Below are 21,927 nucleotides of genomic sequence, written 5' to 3'. Positions count from 1 at the left end.
AGTAACCGGATCCCTCTGCGCCAGCGCAGGGGGATTTTTTTATCCCGCAAACAACGCAATAAAAACCCCCGGAACCAGTCCGGGGGTTTGCGTATTTTCCTGATGTCAGCACATAAGTGCTAAAAAAGTACAGAGTGAAATTAGTTTGCCGCAGCAGATTTCTTGTCTGTTTTTTCGTCCGACAGTATTTTCTGGCGGTTACGTTCCAGCTCCAGCGCACCGAAGTGAGAGAGAACACAGAAGATGATACAGCAGACGATCCCGCCCAGCAGAAGGTAGAACCCGCCGTGCCAGCCCATACGATCAACAATGAAACCGAACAGTGTGGTACCCAGGGTAGCACCCAGAATGTAGCTCATGAAACCACGCAGACCAACCGCAGAACCTACCGCAAAGCTTGGTACGATTTCCATTGTCTGAACTGATGCCAGGAACTGAGGAACATAAATCAGGCAACCAACAATGGCAGCGAAGAAGGTGACCATCGCCAGTGACTGGCTCTGCCAGTAACCAATCAGACAGAAGAAGATCAGTGTCATACAGACGATAGCCAGCGGCATTCTGCGGCCTTTGAACAGTTTGTCTGTCAGCCAGCCCGCCAGCAGTGTTGACGGAATTGCTGCCCATTCGAAGAACAGGAACGCGACACCCATCTGATCTTTGGTAAAGTTTTTCTCAGTCAGCAGATAAATCGGCAGCCAGCTGATGATCCCGAAACGAACCATGTAAACGAAGACGTCAACAAAAGAGACATACCAGGCATTTTTGTTTTTCAGTACATAAGTACAGAAAATCTGGAATGCGGTCATGTTTTCCGGAGACTGCTCTTTCTGAGAAGCGGTTAAAATAACTTTCTCTTCCGGCATCATCTCAGCAAGAGACGGCAGACCTTCCTGTGCCGGTGATCCTTTACCCAGGAACAGAACGATAACCGCAAAAACAACTGCGATAACAGCCGGAACCGCATAGCTCGCAGCCTGCCAGTGCTCTGTGCCGAGGACGGCAAAAGCGGCACCTACGATAGGGGCGACAATACCACCGCCGACGTTATGGGAGATATTCCAGAACGCCCCGATGCGACCACGCTCACGACGCGGGAACCAGTTGGCAATAGTAATAAAAGAAGGACCAACACCCATCCCCTGGAATAAACCGTTCAGCGCAACAAAGCCGACAAATAACCAGAAGGCGCTGCTGAAACCCATACCGAGGTTAACAACGGCGCAGAGAATAAGGCCAAAGGCCATAAAGGCTTTCGGGCTGGCTTTATCGGCCAGGGTACTCATAATCCCTTTACTGATGCCGTAAGTGATCAGCATACAGCTGGTTAATAACCCGATCTGTGTTGTGGTCAGATCCAGGTTTTCTTTCAGATACGGTGTGGAGAGCGTAAAGTTATTACGGACAATATAATAAGCTAAATAGCCAAGAAATACGCTGAGCAGTGCCTGAACACGATAACGTTTGTAGGTTTCAGGTACTTTCTCAGGCGCGATTTTATTTTTTGCCATAGCAGGCTTTAAAAATGACAGCATAATTTCACCTGTATAAATGTATTTTTTAAAATAGAATTACTGTGTGTTGTCGTCGTTTTTTTTCTGACAGCGTTATCATGTTCCGCCTGAATAAATATCTCAATACGGTGAAATTGAGTCACTTTTGACGCAATAACAAAAACAAATGACATAAATTGACACAAACAAGTTTGTTTGCATGACGTATGTGTATCATCATGAAATTTAAGAAAAATAATTAATGTATATTGATGGGTTAAAATATATAAATAGCTTTTATATTGAACTGTAAGGCTTTTATACTTATTTTGTCGTCCGGGATATTTATTGCTATTATTACTTCCTGCAATGTTATCGTCTATTTCCGGTGACGCTCTGGTTTTTTACATACATATCCATTCCCTTTTGTTATTTCCCGGAATACCAATGGTGCGGATGCCGGTAAACAAACGGGTAAAATTTGCCCCAAACGGGCTTTTACGACAAACTGAAGAAAATATCATTTTTTTGATGTGAGTCACATCCGGTGAACAATTACAGAAGCCTGCTTATGCCACGAATCCGAATCTGCCGTTTAGCGGCATCTCTTATTACTGTAATCGCTGCGCTGGTACTGAGTCTGCCGGTTGCGGCAAAACAGGATGAACTGGTGATTGCCACCACACTTTCCCCGGAAGCAACTGCCCATATTATCAGCAGTTGGCAGCAGCAGCCGGGGGCGGTTCGTGTCCGGACAATCAACCGCACCAGTGCGGCACTTGAGCGTCTGCTGGATACACCGGCACTGGAAAATGTCGATTTGGTAGTGACCTCGTCGCCGATGCTGTTACAGCACTTACAGGAGCATGATCGCCTGGCGGAGTTGCCGGGACTGCCGGATGTTTCTCTGAGACTGGTGCCGTTGCGTCTGAGAGACAATGTGGCGGCGGTGGCATTTTCCGGTTATGGCGTGCTGGTTAACAAACGGCGGATGGCAGATAACAACCTGCCGCTTCCGCTATCCTGGGATGCGCTGGCAGACAGTCGCTATCAGGGATTACTGCTGATGAGCAGCCCGTCGCGCTCTGATACTTATCATCTGATGGTTGAATCACTGTTACAGCAGCGGGGCTGGGATGAAGGCTGGCGTCTGTTGCTGAATATCTCGGGTAATTTTGCCACTATTTCCTCGCGCAGCTTCGGGGTGGCGGATAAAATCAAAGCCGGATTAGGTGGCGCGGCACCAATCATTGATAACTATGCTTATTTATTGCTGAGCGACCCGGAACTGGCATTTAATTATTTACCGGACTCTGCAACCTCCCCGACCTTCGTGGCTGTTATCAGCCACAGCCTGAATAAAGAGAATGCCCGTGCATTTATCCGTTTCCTGCTCAGTGAACAGGGGCAGCTGGTTCTGGCGGACAGTAATACCGGAAAATACCCGGTCACACCTCTGCCGGCAGGTAATCCCAGGGAGCCGGAGCAGCGCCGTTTGCTCAATTCCCCGCAGCCGATGGATGAAAACCTGGTGCTGAAACGCCAGCGTATGGTGCAGCAACTCTTTGATACCGCGATTACCTTCCGCTTAACGGAATCAAAAGATGCCTGGCGTGCGCTTTATACGGCAGAAGCCCGCGTTAAGCGCCCGCTGCCGCATGTCCGTGCATTACTCACCGCAATGCCGGTTTCCGCACAGGAAAGTGTGGATCCGGTGTATTACACGCGTTTTGAAGACAACCGCAAAGCAGAAGAAGAGTATATCCGCTGGCAGCGTTTTTTTCAGGAGCAGCAGCGTAAAGCCATTGCTGAGCTGGAAAAAGTCCGATGAAACAACGAATTGCTCATTATATCGGCCGTTTCAGTATCAGCGGAATACTGCGCGCCGCCTTTGTTGTCGGGACATTGATGACGCTGATCGTCAGTTGTGTCAGTCTCTACGCCTGGCAGGCACAAAACAGGCAGATCCGTTATGCGCTGGGGGATTACTTTCCGCGTATTCAGGCTTCATTTCTGATTGAAGGTCAGCTGAACGGGATCGTGGATGAACTGAACGAGTTCCTGAAAGCACCGGATACCGTGGCTCGTTTGCAGCTGCGCAACCGGATAACCACACATCTGGCGCAGATTGACACTATTAACCAGAAGCTGACCGGGCAGGATCAGGCGCAGATAACCGCGATTGTGCAGCAAGGTCAGGTATTGTTGCAACGCCTTGATAATTCACTTTATACCTTGTTTTTGGCACGTGAAAATGTCAATACCCTGTCTGCGCGGATAGCCTGGCTGCATGATGACTTCAATACTGAACTGAGTTCGCTCTCACAGGATATCAGCTGGCAACAGGGATCACTGTTGGATCAGATAGAGCAGGATCCGTCGCGGCGCCCGCGTTACAGGGCAGCCTGCGTAAAGTTCAGGGGGAATTACAGCTTATCTACACCCTGGCGCGTCTGGAAGGGCAGATAATGGATGACCTGACCGGGCGGCTGCGTGATGAACAAAACGACAGCAGCAGAAGCAACAGCAATCATGATCCGAGCAGCTATGTCCGTTATCTCAATTATCTGAAGTCCGGCGTACAGGCGAATGAAACGGCGCAGGATATGTACCCGAGTACTGTCACATTGCGCCAGACTATTGATGAATTACTGGATATCGGTTTGTCTGACAGCAAAATGCCTGGCGTTCTGAATAATTACCGGGCGGCACGGGCAGAACTGGCGGCAGCCACGACAGAAAAAGATCGCATCCTTGAACGGTTTCGCACTCAGCTGGATGTCCAGCTTGATAACAGCCACAGTCAGTTGCAGACACTGAATCATCATCTGTCCAATATCATGAGCTACAGCGGAACCATCATCATTATTACGGCTCTGCTGGCATTATTACTGGCGGTGCTGTTTAACCATTATTTTATCCGTTCACGGCTGGTAAAGCGTTTTACCGCACTGAATAAGGCGGTTGCGCGGATCGGACAGGGTGATTTGACGGCAGAGATCCCTGTTGACGGGCGGGATGAAATTGCCCGCGCCGGTACACTGTTACGTCAGACCATCAATCAGATTAACCGGCAAAAAATTCAGCTGGAACAAGAGATCACTGACAGAAAAGCCATTGAGGATAATCTGCGCGCGACACAAAATGAGCTGATTCAGACGGCAAAACTTGCGGTTGTCGGGCAGACAATGACCACACTGGCGCATGAAATCAATCAGCCGCTGAATGCGCTGTCGATGCACCTTTATATGGCAAAACGGGCGCTGGCAGCAGACAACAGTAATACAACGGCCGTCAATGCACTGAGCAAATCCACTCAACTTGTTACCCGGATAGACGGGATAATCCGCTCTCTGCGTCAGTTTGCCCGGCGGAGGGATGACGGCGCTCAGCTTCAGCCGATTGATTTACATCAGAGTATTCAGGACGCCTGGGATATTCTGGCATTACAGAATAAGATGCGCGATGTGACACTGCATCAGCCGGACAAATTGCCGCAGGTGCAGGGGGATGCTATCGGTATCCAGCAGGTTTTGGTGAATCTGCTGGCGAATGCGCTGGATGCTTCACCGGCGGCGGCAGACATCACTATTGATTACACGGAGTCCGGTGACGATATCACCCTCTTTATCAGTGATAACGGTTGCGGCTGGCCTCTGGCGCTGGCTGATTCACTGATGAAACCCTTCACCACCAGTAAAGAAATCGGTCTGGGGATCGGGCTGTCTGTCAGCAGCTCCATCATGCAGCAATTAGGGGGCCGGTTGCACATTGCCTCCACGCTGACCCGCAACGGATGTGTGATTCTGAGTTTTAAAAAGGTAACTGAATATGCTTGATGACCACTACGATGTTTTATTAATTGATGATGACACGGATGTCCTGGAAGCGTATTGCCTGCTGTTGGATCAGGCCGGGTATCGGGTGTATGCCTGCCATGATCCGCTGGTGGCTAAAGATCTGGTTCACCGCGACTGGTGTGGCATCGTACTGAGTGATGTGTGTATGCCGGGCTGCTCGGGAATGGATCTGATGGCACTGTTCCTGGAAAAAGATAAATATCTGCCAGTTCTGCTGATAACCGGTCACGGTGATGTGCCGATGGCAGTTGAAGCTGTGAAGCAGGGCGCCTGGGATTTTTTACAAAAACCGGTGGACCCGGAGCATCTGCTTGATCTGGTGGACAAAGCACTGGCTGCACGTAAACAGCGGGTCATTCAGCGACGCTGGAGCAGTGAACAGCTAACACTGAATTTTGTCGGACAAAGCGAATGGACTGAGCATGTGCGCCGGCAGCTTCAGGGATTATCAGAAACACATGCCGGTGTCTTCCTGCACGGAGAACTGGGCAGCGGGCGTACTTACCTTGCCCGTTACCTGCATCAGATAAGTAATAACAAACGCTCGCCGCTGGTTATCAAAACGCTGTTTAATGATGAAGAGGACATTCCGCTGGCTGCCTGGCTGGATGAAGTGGCGGACGGCACACTGGTGATAAAGAACATTGACCTGATGCCGCTGAACCAGCAGCGCTGGCTGGTGCAGCATATTCGTCAGGAGCAGCGGACATTCCGTCTGGCCGGTATCTCTGATACGCCGCTTATCATGCTGACCAAACAGCAGAAAATTATTGCCGAGCTCTATTATTGTTTCTCAATGACCCAGATTGCCTGCCTGCCGCTGGCACAGCGCAAAGCGGATATCGCACCGCTGTTTCATCACTATCTGGAGCAGGCCTGTCAGCGGCTGAATCTCCCGTTACCGACGCTTGCTGAGCCTCTGATCAAAAAACTGACCCGCCGTCACTGGCCGGGCAATGTCAGCGAACTGGCAAATGCCGCAGAGCTGTACGCTGTCGGAATTATGCCGATGGGTGATACGGCAAATCCGTTGCTGCCGTCCGTTGTCCCGACTGCACTGGATCAGCGCGTGGAAAGCTATGAGCGGCAGATTATTACCGAAGCGCTGAATATTCATCAGGGCCGGATTAATGATGTTTCAGAGTATCTGCAAATTCCGCGTAAAAAGCTCTATTTACGGATGCGAAAATATGGGCTGGATAAGCATCATTACCGCATATAATATAAATAATACTTAATAGTTATTGATGGTTTTTCCGGTTTCTGACAATCTTTATATTATAAGTAAGAAACCGGTTTATTTATTTTATTATGAATTTTTTCATTAAATAATTTGAATGATTTATTCATTAAATTTAAATAAGAGTCTTTATTTTAATTAATTACCTCTATCACTATGTCGATAATGATAATTAGCTATCTGTGCGACATTCCCTGGCTGGTTTTAACTAAAAATGCTGCCGGTATGAAACTACTTATCATGTTTATCATGCAATAAATGCGTTTTTTTAACATATCTTGCTATCAGAGTGGTCCGGGGGCTGTTTAAGTATTGTAATATGCGTTATCAGGGTGAATAATCTAAAAGATTTTATATCAATAAAGTCAGAGAGTAGTGGTTAATATAATAGGAATATAAAATGAAAAAGACATTATTAGCTGTGTTAGTCCCGTTGGTTGCATTAAGTGGCGCTGCAAGCGCAGCAGAAGTTTATAACAAAGACGGCAATAAACTGGACCTGTACGGTAAAGTCGATGTTCGTCATTTATTCAGCGACAATGACAATAACGGTAATGCCGGCAGCCAGGACGGTGATGACTCCCGTTTCCGTATCGGTATCAAAGGTGAAACTCAAATCACTGACCAATTAACCGGTTTTGGTCGTTTCGAAAACGAAATTAAAACCAATGGCACCGAAGGCGAGAACGACAATAAAGTTCGTTTAGCTTACGCAGGTCTGAAATTTGCTGAGTTCGGTTCACTGGACTACGGCCGTAACTACGGTGTTATTTATGACACCAACGCATGGACCGATGTTCTGCCAATCTTTGGTAATGATACCATGACGCAGACTGACGTTTACATGACAGGTCGTGCAGCAAACCTGCTGACTTACCGTAACACTGATTTCTTCGGTTACGTTGATGGTCTGAGCTTCGCATTACAGTATCAGGGTGCGAACGACGATAACTCTATCGCAAACCGTGGTACTAATATTAATGACGTATATAGCTACGACAACACCGCAAACGGCGACGGTTTCGGTTTCTCCACAGCGTATGACATTGGCTGGGGCGTAAGCGTGGGTGGTGCATACTCAAGTTCTGCACGTCCGCAGGGTCAGAAAGATAACCTGGCAAGCGGCGCCCTGGGCGACCGTGCAGAAGCATGGAACGTCGGTGCGAAATTTGATGCTGACAACCTGTACCTGGCAGCAGTTTACGGCGAAACCCGTAACATGACTCACTATGGTAACAACGACAACGACGCAGCAAAAACGGCTAACAAAACTCAGAACATTGAGTTAGTGGCTCAGTATCAGTTCGACTTCGGTCTGCGTCCGTCCATCGCTTACCTGCAATCTAAAGGTAAGAGCCTGAACAACAATGGTTTCGGCGATGACCAGGACCTGGTTAAATATGTTGATTTAGGTGCGTACTACTACTTCAACAAAAATATGTCAGCTCTGATCGACTATAAAATTAACCTGTTAGACGAAAACGACTTCACCCGCAGTGCCGGTATCAATACCGACAACGTGGTTGGTTTAGGTTTAGTTTACCAGTTCTGATTTTATTTCAGACAGTATTCAGACAGTAAAAAAGGAGGCGAAAGCCTCCTTTTTTTATATCTTAAAAACCTGAAATAATGAATACAGAAAATAGATTATTCTACTGGGGTTATGAAGTGTGAAGAGGAGATATATATTTTCTTCAGATGGTAAAAAGGAGGCGGCTGCCTCCTTTTTGGCTTATTGCTTGTAATTTGAATCGACACAGACAAATCACCAATAAGAATTTGTTCGAACACCATTATAATAGTCTATATAGAAATAAAATATTTAACGTTTCATGTGATCTTCCGGTTTTATTTCATTTTTTTGGTGTGTAAAACTATTTTTTGTCAAAATGTAATATGACGAAGATAACTATCTCAATGAATCATCCTGCCTTCTTACACTGACATTATAAATAAAATTTATTAATGAATTATAGGGGGCGGATCAGACAGAGGCCGGAGCCGGGCAGTACGCGCCCCTCTGCTTTTTGCATGACCGTGTCTGTGCATCGGAATCACCTCTTTTGCTTGTCTGTAATTTGTGGCTAAAGAGAGTGCGGTGATTTGGTAATCCCCCCATTTTAAACAGAGGTTTTCAGTAGAATATGGTTAAGCGGGCATGCCGTTATTATAATCGTCCCTCTCATCAGCGGTGTACTGTTCCGGTGTCAGAATACGGGATTGCCATCGGTAGCATCAGGTACAGAGTTGCTTATACCCGGCATCATTCAGAATGCAGCCGGTGAATCTGCTGGTTGACCGAAGACAACACACCTGCAGTTTGAATGAATAAGGTATATGAATTCCGGAAAACTGACGGCTATGTAATACCGTGTGAGCCGGAAAACCCGTGAATTTCCTGAAAATCCGATCTTAAACGGAAATAAAACAGTTACATTTAGGCGTCATGAAATGATTAGTTTGGTTTCTTATTGTACGTGTTCGGAATGTCACTGCAGTACGATAGTGTAAATTTATTAATGACTTTGTGTTTTGTATCATATTGATAATACTGAATATTATTTCATGTTAATAAAATAAGCATAATGGTTGTATTTTTATTAATAAATATAATTGACTTTTATATTGATAATTATCTGATTTAAGGTGGGGTGTTTATCGTTTTATAACAGTCGGTTATATTATTTATTTTAAATTTTCTTGTTTTTTTTACACATCAACACATCTTCAGTTCAGTAATAATAAAATATAACCAATTGATTTTTATTAATTAAATCATACAGCCAACCCATCTGAAATAATAAATTTATTTAATGTATACTTAATTATTTGAAATATAACATATTATTTGTGTTTTTATTATGTTATTTTTTTCCCTGTATAAATCCTATGCATTTTTATGATTTATTTTGTTACATTGCTATGTTTGTGGAGTTATATTTAACAAAATGACTTTTATTCATCATATTAAATCTTAATTTATAGTCAAAATATGTTCTTATTAGTCGATTTAACTGCTATTTGGTATTTTCAGTAAAAGGGGTGTTTGTATAACTAATTGATTTATAAGAATATGGATTTTATCGTTAAGAGAGTAACAATTACAAAAAAAGACATTTACCAAAATCCGGTTAATTGACAGTTAACAGAGTCAAACCGATAATAGTTGCCATCAGGACATGAACGACAAACATTATATTACCGGGTAAACAGAATCTATTATCTTAGATAAAATGTTTCCTGCATAATATTAGAAATAATTTCAAGTTATATATCAAAGTTGTTTATTAATCGTTTAGGTTTGTATTTATATAGAACATATTTATAAAGCATATTAAATTTATTAACTCAATCCGGATGATAGTGTTATGAGACATTATTGTTTACGGAAAACTTTTATCTTAAGGTCTAATTATGAAACTCAAAAATATCTTACTCGCATCATCTGCTGCTGCTGTTATGTCTTTATCTTCATTTGCTAATGCCGGTCCGTTAAGCGACACCGCAAATATTAAATTCAGCGGCTCTTTTCAGGATGAAACCTGCGCTATTACAGTAGATGGAGAAGATGCAGAAAAAGCAACAGCGAATGTCTTATTAGGAAGCCACAAAGGTTCTGATTTAGCGGCTGTTTCTTCTGTAACACCAGCGGTTAAATTTTCTATGAATTTTGCAACATGTGGTGGTATTTCTATTGCACAGGTTAAATTTGTCGGCGGACAAAGTACTGCGGGTATCTTCGATGTAGCAGATAAGAATAAATCTGTTATTGGTATCGGATTAAGTAAAACAGCCGATGGTACCGATTATTTCCAGACCGGCGCTGTTGTTGACCGTGTAGATATTAAAGATGGTTCTGCGATAAAGGATTATTTTGCCCGTTTTGTGAAAATCTCTGATGAAAATATTGAAGATGGTAATACCAGTGCAACTATTCAGGTTGATGTGACCTACGGTTAATACACCACCTAAGATGAGGGGGCTAATCACCGTTAGCCTCATCCTTTTCTCTCATAAGGCGAAGACAATGCGTAAATTATTTCCTGTTTTACTGACGGCGATGTTCTCATTTATTTCAGTGTCATCTCACGCAGGTGTGACACTGAGCGGCACGCGTATGGTGTATGACGGTAAACAAAAAGAATCCTCTGTTACAGTGAATAACCCGGATAAAACGCCGTATCTGATTCAGTCATGGATTACGGATGCCGGTAAAGAGCAGGCAGCTACGGAATTTGTTATCACGCCGCCGTTATTTCGCCTCGATGGTGAGAAAAAAAATGCATTACGGGTTGTGTTGACGAAAGACACATTGGCACAGGATCGCGAAACACTGTATTGGTTAAATGTAAAAGCTATTCCGGCATCGGATCCTAATGCCAAAGATTCATTATTAATTTCAATTAACAGCCGTATTAAACTATTTTACCGTCCTGCGGGATTAAAAGATTCAGATGCAGAAAGCGCCTATAAAGAGGTTACATTTTCTGTTCAGGGTAATCAGTTAACAGCAAAAAACCCGACACCTTTTTATATTAATCTGGCAGAGCTGAAAATTGGAAATAAAGAGATAGAAGATGCCGGTGTTATCGCTCCTTTCAGTACTGAAAACTGGGCATTATCCGGTCATGCAAAATCAGGCACAGTAACCTGGAAAGCGATTAATGATTTTGGCGGAAAAACCGAATCAAAAAATGTAACGCTATAAATACAGTATTATTCTGTACAGATAAAAGTGTTAATCACTCCGGGACGTTATCCATTTATTCAGTCAGATTGAAATAAATAAAATGAAAAAACAATTAATGACATTGACGGAAAATAAAATCAGGATGGGTAATGTGCCGGAGAAAACACGATTTTTATTAAATCCGGTTGCCCGTTTTATTACTGTGACTATTGCAGTGCTGCTTACCACAACGCACTTTGCACAGGCAGATGATTATTTTAATCCGGCGGCATTAAATAATGTCAGTGATGAGAATGTCGCTGATCTTGTCAGCCTGGAGCAATTTTCTCAGTCAGGAACACAATTGCCCGGTGATTATTACGTCACGATTGTGGTAAATAACCAAAATATGGGCAGCGCGACAGTCCGTTTTATTCAGAATGAAAAAACGCAGGAATTAGTGCCGGTCGTGACAAAAGCGATGCTAAAAGAGTGGGGAGTGAAAACAGATGCTCTGCCCGCATTTAAAGAATTATCTGATGATGAAGAAATATCGGATACACATGCCCGCATCCCGCAGTCACAGTCACACTTCTTATTTGAGCAGCAACGCCTGAACCTGAGTATTCCGCAGGCGGCTATGAGTCAGGAAGCCCGCGGCTTTACCGATGAATCGCAGTGGGATCAGGGCTTACCGGCATTTTTGCTCAATTACACAGTTAATGGTGCGAAAACCTGGTATTCCCGTAGTAACAAATCGCAGGAAAACCAGTTTGTCAGTGCGCAAAGTGGCGTCAACCTTGGCGCATGGCGTGTCCGTAACTTCTCGACATACAGCCGTAACGGCGGAGAGAGTAACTGGTCGAATGTGAAAAACTATGTTGAGCGCAATATTCAGTCCCTGCATTCCCGTCTGACCCTGGGTGATACAGCAACGTCCGGCGATGTGTTTGAGTCTGTTCCTTTCCGCGGAATACGGATGTCATCTGATGAGTCTATGTTGCCGGCCGGTCAGCGTGGCTTTGCCCCGGTTGTCCGTGGTATCGCACAGAGCAGCGCGCAGGTCACTATCCGCCAGAATGGCTATGTTATTTATCAGACCTATGTCGCACCCGGCCCGTTTGAAATTGCTGATCTGTATCCGTCGTCATACAGCGGTAATCTGGATGTGACAATTGAAGAAGAAGATGGTCGTGAGCGCACATTTGTGGTGCCGTTCTCTTCATTAGCCATGATGCAGCGTGAGGGGAGCCTGAAATATTCCCTGAACCTCGGTGAGTACCGTACCGGTACGGAAAATACCAAAGAGCCGCTCTTTTTTGAAGGCTCTGCTGCGTACGGTATGCCACTTAATACCACATTGTACGGCGGCACGATTTATTCGTCTGACTATCAGGCGTATTCCCTGGGCGCCGGTCTGAATTTAGGTCGCTTCGGTGCATTATCGGCCGATGTGATTCACGCTGTCACCACACAGACCGCGCTCGATAAAAAAGAAAAAGGGCAGTCATACCGTTTTCAGTACTCTAAAAGCATGATGCAAACCGGCACAACACTGGCGCTGGCGGGATACCGCTACTCAACGCAAGGGTATTACGATTTTGCAGAAGCGAATGAAAATAATGGATCAAGTGCCCGTTATAACAAGCGCACCCGCATTCAGGCCGATGTCAGTCAGTCCCTTGGTGATGCTGCCGGCAGCCTGTATTTCTCGGCATATCAGCAGAATTTCTGGGGGCAGGATGGGGAAGAGCGCACGATTAACACAGGTTACAGCAATTCATTCCGTCAGATGAATTACAGCCTTGCATACACCTATACAGACACACCGGCAACAGATAAAGCTGACCATCAGTTTGCTGTGAATATCAGTATCCCGTTGGGCGGCAGCAATAATTATTCACTTATCAGCAGCATGACAACATCCCGTGATGGCGGAAGCACTGCAATGGCAGGTTTCAGCGGCAGCGCACTTGAAAATAATGCACTGAGCTATTCGGTTCAGCAGGGTTATGACTTCCGCCAGCATAATAACAGCGGAAATGCCGGGGTTTCTTATCGTGGCGAAAAGGGTTTTATGAATGCCGGTTATAACTACGGAGACAACAGTCAGCGGGTTAATTACGGTGTGCAGGGTGGCGTGGTGGTTCATCCGTACGGCGTGACACTCTCTCAGCCACTGGGTGAAACTATTGCACTGGTGCGGGCTCCGGGCGCTGCGGATGTTGCTGTTCAGAATAAAAATGGTGTTAAAACAGACTCCCGTGGCTATGCGGTTATCCCGTCAGTTACTGCCTATACAAAGAATGATATTGCATTAAATATTAACGGAATGGATGAGAACGTTGAACTGCTGAATAACAGTACAACGGTTGTCCCGACACGCGGTGCGGTTGTACTGGCAGATATGCAGACCCGTATCGGCTCACGTCTTCTGCTGAAACTGACCCGTCAGGGAAATACGTTGCCTTTCGGCGCGATAGCCTCAGATTCAGGCAGTGATAACAGCGGCATTGTGGATGAAAACGGTGTTGTTTATCTCAGCGGAATGCCTGACAGCGGCAAGGTCAGTGTGAAGTGGGGCGCGCGTCCCGATGAACAATGTAGTGCAGATTATGTATTGCCTGCCGATCAGGCGGCACAGGTTGTTAAGCAAATTTCGGCGCAGTGCCGGTAATTCTGAAACAGGAAAAACACAGATGAAAGCAATGCGCAATAACAGAATAACAACCCTGCTGCTGGCCACCACCGTTATGATGACAGGCGCGGGAACAGGGGCGTTTGCGGCAGGACAATCCGTGACACTGGATCTCGGAAACTATACATTTGAAGCAGGTGAAGTAGGTGATTTACAGAACCGTTTTCTGACCGATTGGGCAGAAGGCGGGACCGATACCACTATCTGTACGACGGACGGACAGTATCAGAAACCAATTCAGGCCCGATTTAAGCGGGCGGATAACGCGGGAACAATCGCCGATCCGGTAACCGGCAAAACACACACTATTCAGAAAACCAATATTGAAGGTATCGGGCTGATCGCCTTTACCGATGCGGCGTATGGTGCGGGTAACCGCAGCAGCCGGACGAATTCACCGGTAGGCAGCACCTGGACGGATATCGGTCGTGCACAACATGGCGCAGAAGCTAAAGAGGGCTCACTGACCCGCTGGGGTTATCGGCTGGTGACAATTCCGGGAAAAGCAAAACCCGGCACATACAGCCTGAACCGTGATATCAGCGAAGTCAGCGTTGCCTGTAACGGATCTCAGGGAACCGATACCGGTACTGTTCAGTTATCAGGCAAAGTCACTGTTCGTGCACCAACCTGCAAGTTTCCGCATATCCGGGGCGGTACAGATGTGAGAATGAAGGAAGTTAACTGGGAAGAAGTGAATAAAACAGGAGTTAACGGAACGTTTGCTTCCCGGGAGGATGTCTGGATGGTGAATTGTGATTCGGGAGTGCTGCCTAAAGTGATGTTTACGGATCAAAATAAACCGGCTAACCGAAGTAATGTTATTACCCTGACAAAACCAACCGCATCAACAACAGCGCAGGGCATAGGCTATCAGGTTACCGGCTTTGGCGGGTATCAGGCATATAACATGGGGACCTATTTTGATGTCGGAAACAAGCAAACTGAGAGCGGGGATTATGTTATGCCTCTGGTATTCCGGTATATCAAAACATCAAATCAGGTTACCCCCGGTGAAGCTAATGCCATCCTTGATATGACCGTGACTTATCGGTAAAGGGAAAACAGTATGTTAGTGATGATAAAAAAAATAAGTATTTCACTTATCTTATTAGTGACGGCAGTATGTAATATGGCCATCAGTTTTGCTGAAACAGTTGAAGTCCGGATCAACGGACGGATCACCAGTAATACCTGTGAGCTGAAAACACCGGATACTCATGTTCACCTGGGGCATTGGTTTACACACAGTCAGAGCGGGATTGGCAGCGGTATTGATTCTGTTTCGGCGGCAGTACCCTTTGCACTGGAATTCAGCTGTCCGTCCGGCGCAGGTGTGAAAGCAAAACTGGACGGAAACCGCTATTCCTCTGATAGCCAGTACTACATCGGACTGGATAAAGGTGAAAATTCAGCCAAAGGGGTGGTGATTGAAGTGCATCACGAGAAATCATCAGGAAGCTGGCAGTCAGTGCGTTATGATACATCAGTCACGCTGATCAGCAGCAGTTCTTCAGGGAAAAATAACGCTGCAATGAAAGCATTTTATCGCCAGGTTGAGCCTCAGATTACCGGCGGCAGTGGCAACTCCTCAGTCACAATGACACTGGAATACCAGTAAAATACCATCTTAAAAAAATAACATTGGTTGATATTATGATGAATAACACAACACAAAATGAACTCTATACAAATATACTGGCAGGTGAACTGCTCAGACAGTATCGCCGGACGGCTGGTTTAACCGGTTGTGAGCTGGCTGCCCGCTGTGGTATCAGTCAGCAGCAGGTTTCCCGCTATGAGCGGGGTATTACTCAAATTACGATTGAAGCTTTTTTGATGTTTTGTGCAGCACTGAAAATTGAACCGGGTTTATTTTTTCAGACATTGCAGCAACTCAGTACGACAGATAACCAACTGGTCAAATATATGGAAAAATAACAGTTCATTTAACGAACAGTTATGAATAATATTGATCGGTGGTAAAACCATAACTAACCAACATTAATCATTGTCCGGAGTTATGGTTTAGGTGGGATTTATAAAAATAAGTGAATAAATAACCGGATAGCTACTTTGTGCTTATTTATGAATAAGTCATCTTAATTGATACGGAAAATAATAAACTTGTATATTTTATCAGCAGGTCAACCACGAAGCGGATCCCATATTTGCTGAAAACGTTTTGAATTACTGGCGGTATAAATAACGGTATGTGAAATATTGCGGTGTCCTAAATAATCCTGTATTAACCGTGTATCCCGTCCTAAATCAGCTAATGAATACCCGCAGGCATGGCGCAGCATATGCGGATGAGGTTGAACGGATATATGCGCATCTTTTCCATATCTTTTTAATAATGTATGTACCTGCTGCCGGGAAATTGCCCCGCTCTTCTGTGATAAAAATACCCATTCTAAATCCTGGTTACGCCAGGTTTCTCTTTCAGCTAACCAAGCTGTTAATGCATTATATTCAATATCAATAAGTGGTTGTGTGGTCGATAATCCTCCTTTCAGACGCCTGACATAAATAAGCCGGCTATCCAGATCAATATCAGAAAGAGAAAGATTACATAATTCACTGACGCGAAAACCATGCAAATAGCACATTAAAATCATGCAGTAATTTCTTTTGGCGTGGCGGCTTTTTTTTGCTTGTTCCAGGATAGCATTAACTTCAGAACGGGTAAGAAATTTGCGTTTATCCATGATTATTCCTGTTATTGTCCAATAAAATCATAAAAGCCAGAGATATAACTATAGCAAGTAATAAATATGAATAAAGACAACGGACAGGATGATAGTGGTTACATAATGTTTACATATTGACAATATATTCATAAGGATTAATAGGGCTATTTGTCTTCCAAGCCTGATAAACTGGCGGTTTATGGTGATAATGCAGATGTTAACTCCGCCTATTTATAAAAAGACAAAATACACCAAACTGTTTTTAATTATTACTAAAGGTTTCCCCTTAGTCAAATATTGATGTATCCCTCCGGATTCGTGATCATAAGTCATTAATTTTTAAAAGAATGATATTTTATTCTGCTGATTGACCTCTCCGGGTTCGGTGACGGATAATTGTTTTAATGCAATTCAAAAACAGTGACGAGTAAAAATATGTCATTAGTCTGTTTTTAAACTAAAAAAAGAATAATTGAATAATATACGCATAACTTACAGATGTTAATTCCTGATGGAACAATTTGGTGTATTTTGTTCCGTTTTTGATTCATTTCATAACAGCGCAATATTATTCACCAAATAACAATGTCGCGGCTGTGAGTTCATATATACGGCGTACTTCCGCATTATTTTTCAATATCAAAAAATAAATTGTAATTATAGGGAATAACATGACTTTTAATAAATTAGCATTAGTTCTGGGTTTTGGTATGTCAATGGTTGCCGGTTCAGCATTCGCGGCTGATCCTGTTTCGCCGGTAAAAGATCAGGGACACGGTACTGTTAAATTTACCGGTTCAATTATTGATGCGCCTTGTTCAATTACACCTGATACCGAAAACCAGACTGTTCCGTTAGGTCAGATTTCTACTGCGGCATTAAAAGATGGCGGACGCAGTAATTCCCGTGATTTTAAAGTTTCATTAGAAAATTGCACAACTGAAACCTATAAAACAGTACAAACCACATTTGGCGGTTCTGAAGCAGCGGATATTTTAGCCGGTTCCCTGGGTATTGAAGGGATGGCAAAAAATGCAGCGGTTGTTATTACCGATGCAGGCGGTAAGCAAATCAAATTAGGCGCACCAAGTCGTGAGCAGGCACTGCGTGATGGTAACAACGACCTGAATTTTGCAGCTTATCTGCAGGGTTCTTCCGCTGAAGCTGCGGTTCCGGGTGATTTCACCGCTATCGCTACTTTCGCACTGACTTACCAGTAATCAATTCCGGCACAGATTACGGAAGACCTGTGCCGGTTTTTAATTGTGCGCGTTTAGCGGAGACGGAAATGGGTAGCAACATAATGACCCCGGGGCTACTGGTAATTGTTGTGTGTTTTTCTGCTCAGGTACCGGCGGGTGAAACCAAACAAGATGCAAAAACCAGCCTGCGGTTTGGTGCAGTTCAGATGCAGGGCTCAATTCTGGAGCCGGTTTGTACCATCTCCACAGCGAGCCGTGAACAAGTGGTGATGTTATCTGATGTCTCTGTACCGATGCTGCGTGATGAGGGACAAGGGCCTGCGGATCATTTCTGGATCAGGTTGACAGAATGCACGGTTGTACCGGTAAAAGGGCAAAAGACGGAAAGCCCCCGCTTTCTGGTGACATTTGAAGGTGCGGAACAGGACGGCCATTTTCAACTGACCGGTTCAGGTAAAGGTGCGTCTTTGGCTGTTTCCGATCGCAACGGACATGAAGCCGTTCCGGGTCACCCCTTACCACCCGCAGATATTGATCCCGATAATATGGCGCTGCGCTATCAGGCGCGTCTGGTCAAAAACAGTGATGAACTTCAGTCCGGTTATTTCCGGGCAATATTGGGTTTCAAGCTGGAATATTATTAAACCGAGCTGATTGGATCCATTATGGTAATTGCGCTGAGTACCGGCCCGCGCCGGAGACTGACAGTTTTAATTTCATTTATTCTGGCCGGATTTATGCCGGCGGCGTATTCAGATAATCAGGATATCGACTTTAATACCGATATTTTGGATGTAAATGATAAACAGAATATCGATCTTTCTGATTTTGCCCGTGCGGGTTATATCATGCCGGGGACTTATGATTTTTTTATCAGGGTAAATAACAGTGAATTACCGGATATTTATCCGGTGCCTTATATCGTTCCGCCTGACGACCCTAAAGGGAGCATTGCCTGCCTTTCACCTGCGCTGGTTGCTCAAACCGGGCTGAAACCGCAATGGACAGAACGTCTGCGCTGGTGGAATGACAATCAGTGTCTGGATACCACATCACTGCCCGGTATGTCTTTGTCACTGAAACTGAGTGACAGCGTACTTATGCTGACAATACCGCAGGCGTATCTCGAATATACAGCCGCAAACTGGGATCCGCCTTCCCGCTGGGATGAAGGGATTTCCGGTGTGATGTTTGATTACAATCTTAATGCCGGTGTTAATGATCCGGTGCAGGGTAAGCAGACACAGCAGGTTACCGGCAACGGGACACTCGGTGCAAATTTAGGTGTCTGGCGTGCCCGTGCCGACTGGCAGGGAAATTTCCGCCACAGCACCGGAACCGGTGAGCGCTCTGAGCGCAACTGGACATGGAGCCAGACCTATATTTATCGCGCCATTGCACCATTACAGGCGAAACTGACGATGGGAGAAACATTCTCCCGCTCAGATATTTTTGATAATTTCCGCTACATCGGTATCAACCTGATGACCGATGACAATATGTTGCCGCCAAATTTGCGCGGTTATGCACCGGAAGTCACCGGTGTGGCAAAAACGAATGCCAAAATTACTGTCAGTCAGCAGGGGCGGGTTATCTATGAAACCCAGGTCGCCCCGGGGCCGTTTCGTATTCAGGATATCAATGATGCGGTCAGCGGTAAGCTGGATGTCAGGATTGAAGAGCAGGATGGTTCTGTTCAGTCATTTCAGATGGATACAGCCAATATTCCGTATCTGACCCGTCCGGGCCGCGTGCAGTATAAATTGTCTGCCGGACAACCTTCAGAGATCGGGCGCCATGCAAAAGGCCCGGTATTCGGGATGGGCGAGTTTTCCCTCGGGGTCAGTAACGGCTGGTCTCTGTACGGCGGTTCTCTGGTCGCCGGTGATTACAATGCGGCTTCTCTTGGTGTGGGCCGTGATTTGATGGCCTTCGGCGCCATCTCTTTTGATGCGACACAGTCCTTTGCCCGTCTTCCCCGTGAAGATAAACAGTACCGCGGCGGTTCATACCGTCTGAGTTATTCCAAACGCTTTGAAGAGCTGGACAGCCAGGTGACATTCGCCGGTTATCGTTTTTCCGAACGCGACTTTATGAGTATGAATCAGTTCCTCGACAGGCGTTACCACGACAATAATGCGGATAACAATAAAGAGCTTTACACCATCATGCTCAGTAAACAGTTCAGGGATATCGGACTGAGCACTTATCTGAATTACAGCCATCAGACGTATTGGAATCGCCCGGATAACGACAATTACAACCTGTCACTGGCTAAATATATGGATATCGGCAGTTATAAAAACATCAATATCAGTCTGTCGGCGTACCGTAATAAATTTCAGAGCAAAAATGATGATGGTGTATATCTCAATGTCAGTATGCCGTGGGGCGATCGCGCCACCATTAGTTATAACAGTGTCATTAATCGCGGCGGAAATTCCCATAATGTCAGTTATTTCGATCGCCCGGATGATAACAACAGTTACCGCCTCGGCACGGGACTGAGCAGTAACGGCAAAGCATCTGCTGACGGATATTACATGCGCTATGCTGACAGCGCACTGGTAACTGCCAGTGCAAGTCATATTGACGGCGAATATACCTCAGCGTCCCTCTCTCTTCAGGGCGGGGTAACCATGACACCTCAGGGCGGCGCACTCCACCGGATCAATATGCCTGGCAGCGCACGGCTGCTGGTGGATACATCAGGTGTTGCCGGTGTTCCGGTAAGAAGTACCGGTGCACTCAGCTATACCAATCGCTTCGGTAAAGCGGTACTTCCGGATATGAATAATTACTTCCGGAACAGTGCCGGGATTGACATCAATAAACTGCCTGAAAATGCAGAAGCCCGCCGTTCTGTTCAGCAGTTAACTCTGACTGAGGGCGCTATTGGCTACCGTAAGTTTGATGTGCTGTCAGGGCAGAAAGCGATGGCGACTGTTCGTCTGTCGGATGGCAGTACGCCTCCGTTCGGCGCGGTAATTATGTCAGAAGATAACCGGGAACTCGGAATAGTTAATGATGGCGGACAGGTTTATCTCAGCGGTATTAACAGCGGGGATGTACTGACACTGCGCCGCGGCAGTGAACCAGCATGCAACATAACCGTCCCTGAACTTCAGCCCGGACAATCACTGTCCACACTTTTGCTGACCTGCAACATTCAATCTGCCGCCGTCGCTGAGACAGCAGTACCGCTGCCACAACCGGCGTCCCCTGGCACATCCGGCGGGAAATGGCTGAACGCCGCAGAGCAACCTGTTTTATCACCACCCACACGTAACGAAATGAGTGATTCACTATGATGTCAGTTAAACAAATCAGTATTACTGTGCTTGCCGCTGCCATGCTGACGGCAACGATACAGGTACAGGCAGCGATCGCGCTCGATCGCACCCGTATTATTTTTAACGGAGCGGAAAAATCCGTCAGCCTGAATGTCAGTAATCTGAATAAAGAGCTGCCGTATCTGGCACAGGGTTGGATTGAGGATCAGAGCGGTCAGAAAGTATCCGCCCCGCTGGTGGTATTACCGCCGGTGCAACGCATTGAGCCGGGTGATAAGAGCCAGGTAAAAATTCAGGGTATCCCGGACATAGCCGCACTACCACAGGACAGAGAAAGCGTTTTCTATTTCAATCTGCGGGAAATTCCCCCGCGCAGCAACCGGCAGAATGTCCTGCAAATCGCGCTGCAAACCCGCATTAAGCTGTTCTACCGCCCGGAGGCTATCTATGCCACACAAACAGATCTGACAAATCCGTGGCAGGAAAAAATCACACTCACCCGTAAGGGAAATAATTATGAAGTGAATAATCCCACTGCGTATTACGTGACCATCGTCGATGCCCTGACCGGGCTGAACGGCAAAAGTCTGGATGGATTTACGCCCCTGATGGTTGCACCAAAAAGTCAGGGAACACTCAACCTCAGTGCGGCAGCACTGGGAAATGTGCCGGTTTTAACATACATCAACGATTACGGCGGCCGCCCGCAGTTGCAGTTCAGCTGTCAGGGAACACAGTGCAGTGTGGCAAAAACAGCCGCCGGTAACTGAGCGGACAGG

15 protein-coding genes and 1 pseudogene are annotated in these 21,927 nt (G+C 45.8%); 14 read left to right on the top strand and 2 right to left on the bottom strand.

The window, feature by feature from the left end; translation table 11 throughout:
• Positions 1 to 140 precede the first annotated feature (140 nt).
• Entirely contained in the window at positions 141 to 1,535 is a 1,395-nt protein-coding gene (pgtP, locus tag AYY17_RS05300) for a phosphoglycerate transporter PgtP (protein ID WP_067421969.1), read from the bottom strand.
• A gap of 529 nt (positions 1,536 to 2,064) precedes the next feature.
• Here pgtP and AYY17_RS05295 point away from each other — a divergent pair.
• The 10 genes and pseudogenes from AYY17_RS05295 to AYY17_RS05250 all read left to right on the top strand — a co-directional run bounded on the left by AYY17_RS05295 (position 2,065) and on the right by AYY17_RS05250 (position 15,901).
• A complete protein-coding gene (locus AYY17_RS05295) occupies positions 2,065 to 3,324 on the top strand; it encodes an ABC transporter substrate-binding protein (RefSeq protein ID WP_067421967.1) in 1,260 nt (419 codons plus the stop codon).
• A pseudogene (pgtB, locus tag AYY17_RS05290) lies at positions 3,321 to 5,332 on the top strand (two-component system sensor histidine kinase PgtB). The gene AYY17_RS05295 and the pseudogene pgtB overlap by 4 nt, the downstream one beginning before the upstream one ends.
• Positions 5,325 to 6,575, top strand: a complete 1,251-nt coding sequence (gene pgtA, locus AYY17_RS05285) for a two-component system response regulator PgtA (RefSeq protein WP_067421965.1) — start codon at positions 5,325 to 5,327, stop codon at positions 6,573 to 6,575. Before pgtB ends, pgtA begins: the two are co-directional and overlap by 8 nt.
• 418 nt (positions 6,576 to 6,993) lie before the next feature.
• The gene (locus AYY17_RS05280) at positions 6,994 to 8,145 is read left to right on the top strand and encodes a porin (RefSeq protein ID WP_067421963.1); all 1,152 of its coding nucleotides are present in this window, start codon (positions 6,994 to 6,996) and stop codon (positions 8,143 to 8,145) included.
• Positions 8,146 to 10,007: 1,862 nt separating this feature from the next.
• Complete coding sequence (locus tag AYY17_RS05275) at positions 10,008 to 10,553, top strand: fimbrial protein (RefSeq protein ID WP_067421961.1); 546 nt, start codon at positions 10,008 to 10,010, stop codon at positions 10,551 to 10,553.
• A 67-nt stretch (positions 10,554 to 10,620) separates the two neighbouring features.
• Positions 10,621 to 11,301 carry a fimbrial biogenesis chaperone gene (locus tag AYY17_RS05270; RefSeq protein WP_067421959.1) on the top strand — a complete coding sequence of 227 codons (681 nt, stop codon included), beginning with the start codon at positions 10,621 to 10,623 and terminating at the stop codon, positions 11,299 to 11,301.
• An 82-nt stretch (positions 11,302 to 11,383) separates the two neighbouring features.
• The gene (locus AYY17_RS05265) at positions 11,384 to 13,939 is read left to right on the top strand and encodes a fimbria/pilus outer membrane usher protein (RefSeq protein WP_082981296.1); all 2,556 of its coding nucleotides are present in this window, start codon (positions 11,384 to 11,386) and stop codon (positions 13,937 to 13,939) included.
• Positions 13,908 to 15,017: a fimbrial protein gene (locus AYY17_RS05260; RefSeq protein ID WP_067421956.1), complete on the top strand. Its 1,110-nt coding sequence runs from the start codon at positions 13,908 to 13,910 to the stop codon at positions 15,015 to 15,017. Before AYY17_RS05265 ends, AYY17_RS05260 begins: the two co-directional genes overlap by 32 nt.
• A 12-nt stretch (positions 15,018 to 15,029) precedes the next feature.
• Positions 15,030 to 15,581, top strand: coding sequence for a fimbrial protein (locus tag AYY17_RS05255; protein WP_067421954.1), 552 nt, complete (start codon positions 15,030 to 15,032; stop codon positions 15,579 to 15,581).
• A gap of 35 nt (positions 15,582 to 15,616) precedes the next feature.
• The gene (locus AYY17_RS05250; RefSeq protein WP_156656652.1) at positions 15,617 to 15,901 is read left to right on the top strand and encodes a helix-turn-helix domain-containing protein; all 285 of its coding nucleotides are present in this window, start codon (positions 15,617 to 15,619) and stop codon (positions 15,899 to 15,901) included.
• A 206-nt stretch (positions 15,902 to 16,107) separates the two neighbouring features.
• Here AYY17_RS05250 and AYY17_RS05245 read toward each other — a convergent pair whose 3' ends face one another.
• Positions 16,108 to 16,671: a tyrosine-type DNA invertase gene (locus tag AYY17_RS05245; RefSeq protein ID WP_067421950.1), complete on the bottom strand. Its 564-nt coding sequence runs from the start codon at positions 16,669 to 16,671 to the stop codon at positions 16,108 to 16,110.
• Between the two features lie 653 nt (positions 16,672 to 17,324).
• Between AYY17_RS05245 and AYY17_RS05240 the strand changes: the two genes are divergently transcribed.
• From AYY17_RS05240 to AYY17_RS05225, 4 genes are all read left to right on the top strand, one after another.
• A complete protein-coding gene (locus AYY17_RS05240; RefSeq protein ID WP_067421947.1) occupies positions 17,325 to 17,873 on the top strand; it encodes a fimbrial protein in 549 nt (182 codons plus the stop codon).
• A gap of 68 nt (positions 17,874 to 17,941) precedes the next feature.
• Positions 17,942 to 18,499, top strand: a complete 558-nt coding sequence (locus AYY17_RS05235) for a fimbrial protein (RefSeq protein WP_156656651.1) — start codon at positions 17,942 to 17,944, stop codon at positions 18,497 to 18,499.
• A gap of 21 nt (positions 18,500 to 18,520) precedes the next feature.
• Positions 18,521 to 21,166 carry an outer membrane usher protein gene (locus AYY17_RS05230; protein WP_067421945.1) on the top strand — a complete coding sequence of 882 codons (2,646 nt, stop codon included), beginning with the start codon at positions 18,521 to 18,523 and terminating at the stop codon, positions 21,164 to 21,166.
• A complete protein-coding gene (locus AYY17_RS05225) occupies positions 21,166 to 21,918 on the top strand; it encodes a fimbria/pilus periplasmic chaperone (RefSeq protein WP_412779008.1) in 753 nt (250 codons plus the stop codon). The genes AYY17_RS05230 and AYY17_RS05225 overlap by 1 nt, the downstream gene beginning before the upstream one ends.
• The last annotated feature ends 9 nt before the right edge of the window (positions 21,919 to 21,927 follow it).

It is taken from the genome of Morganella psychrotolerans, from assembly GCF_001676055.1.
Lineage (GTDB): Bacteria > Pseudomonadota > Gammaproteobacteria > Enterobacterales > Enterobacteriaceae > Morganella > Morganella psychrotolerans_B.
This window is presented reverse-complemented; position numbering and strand designations above follow the sequence as displayed.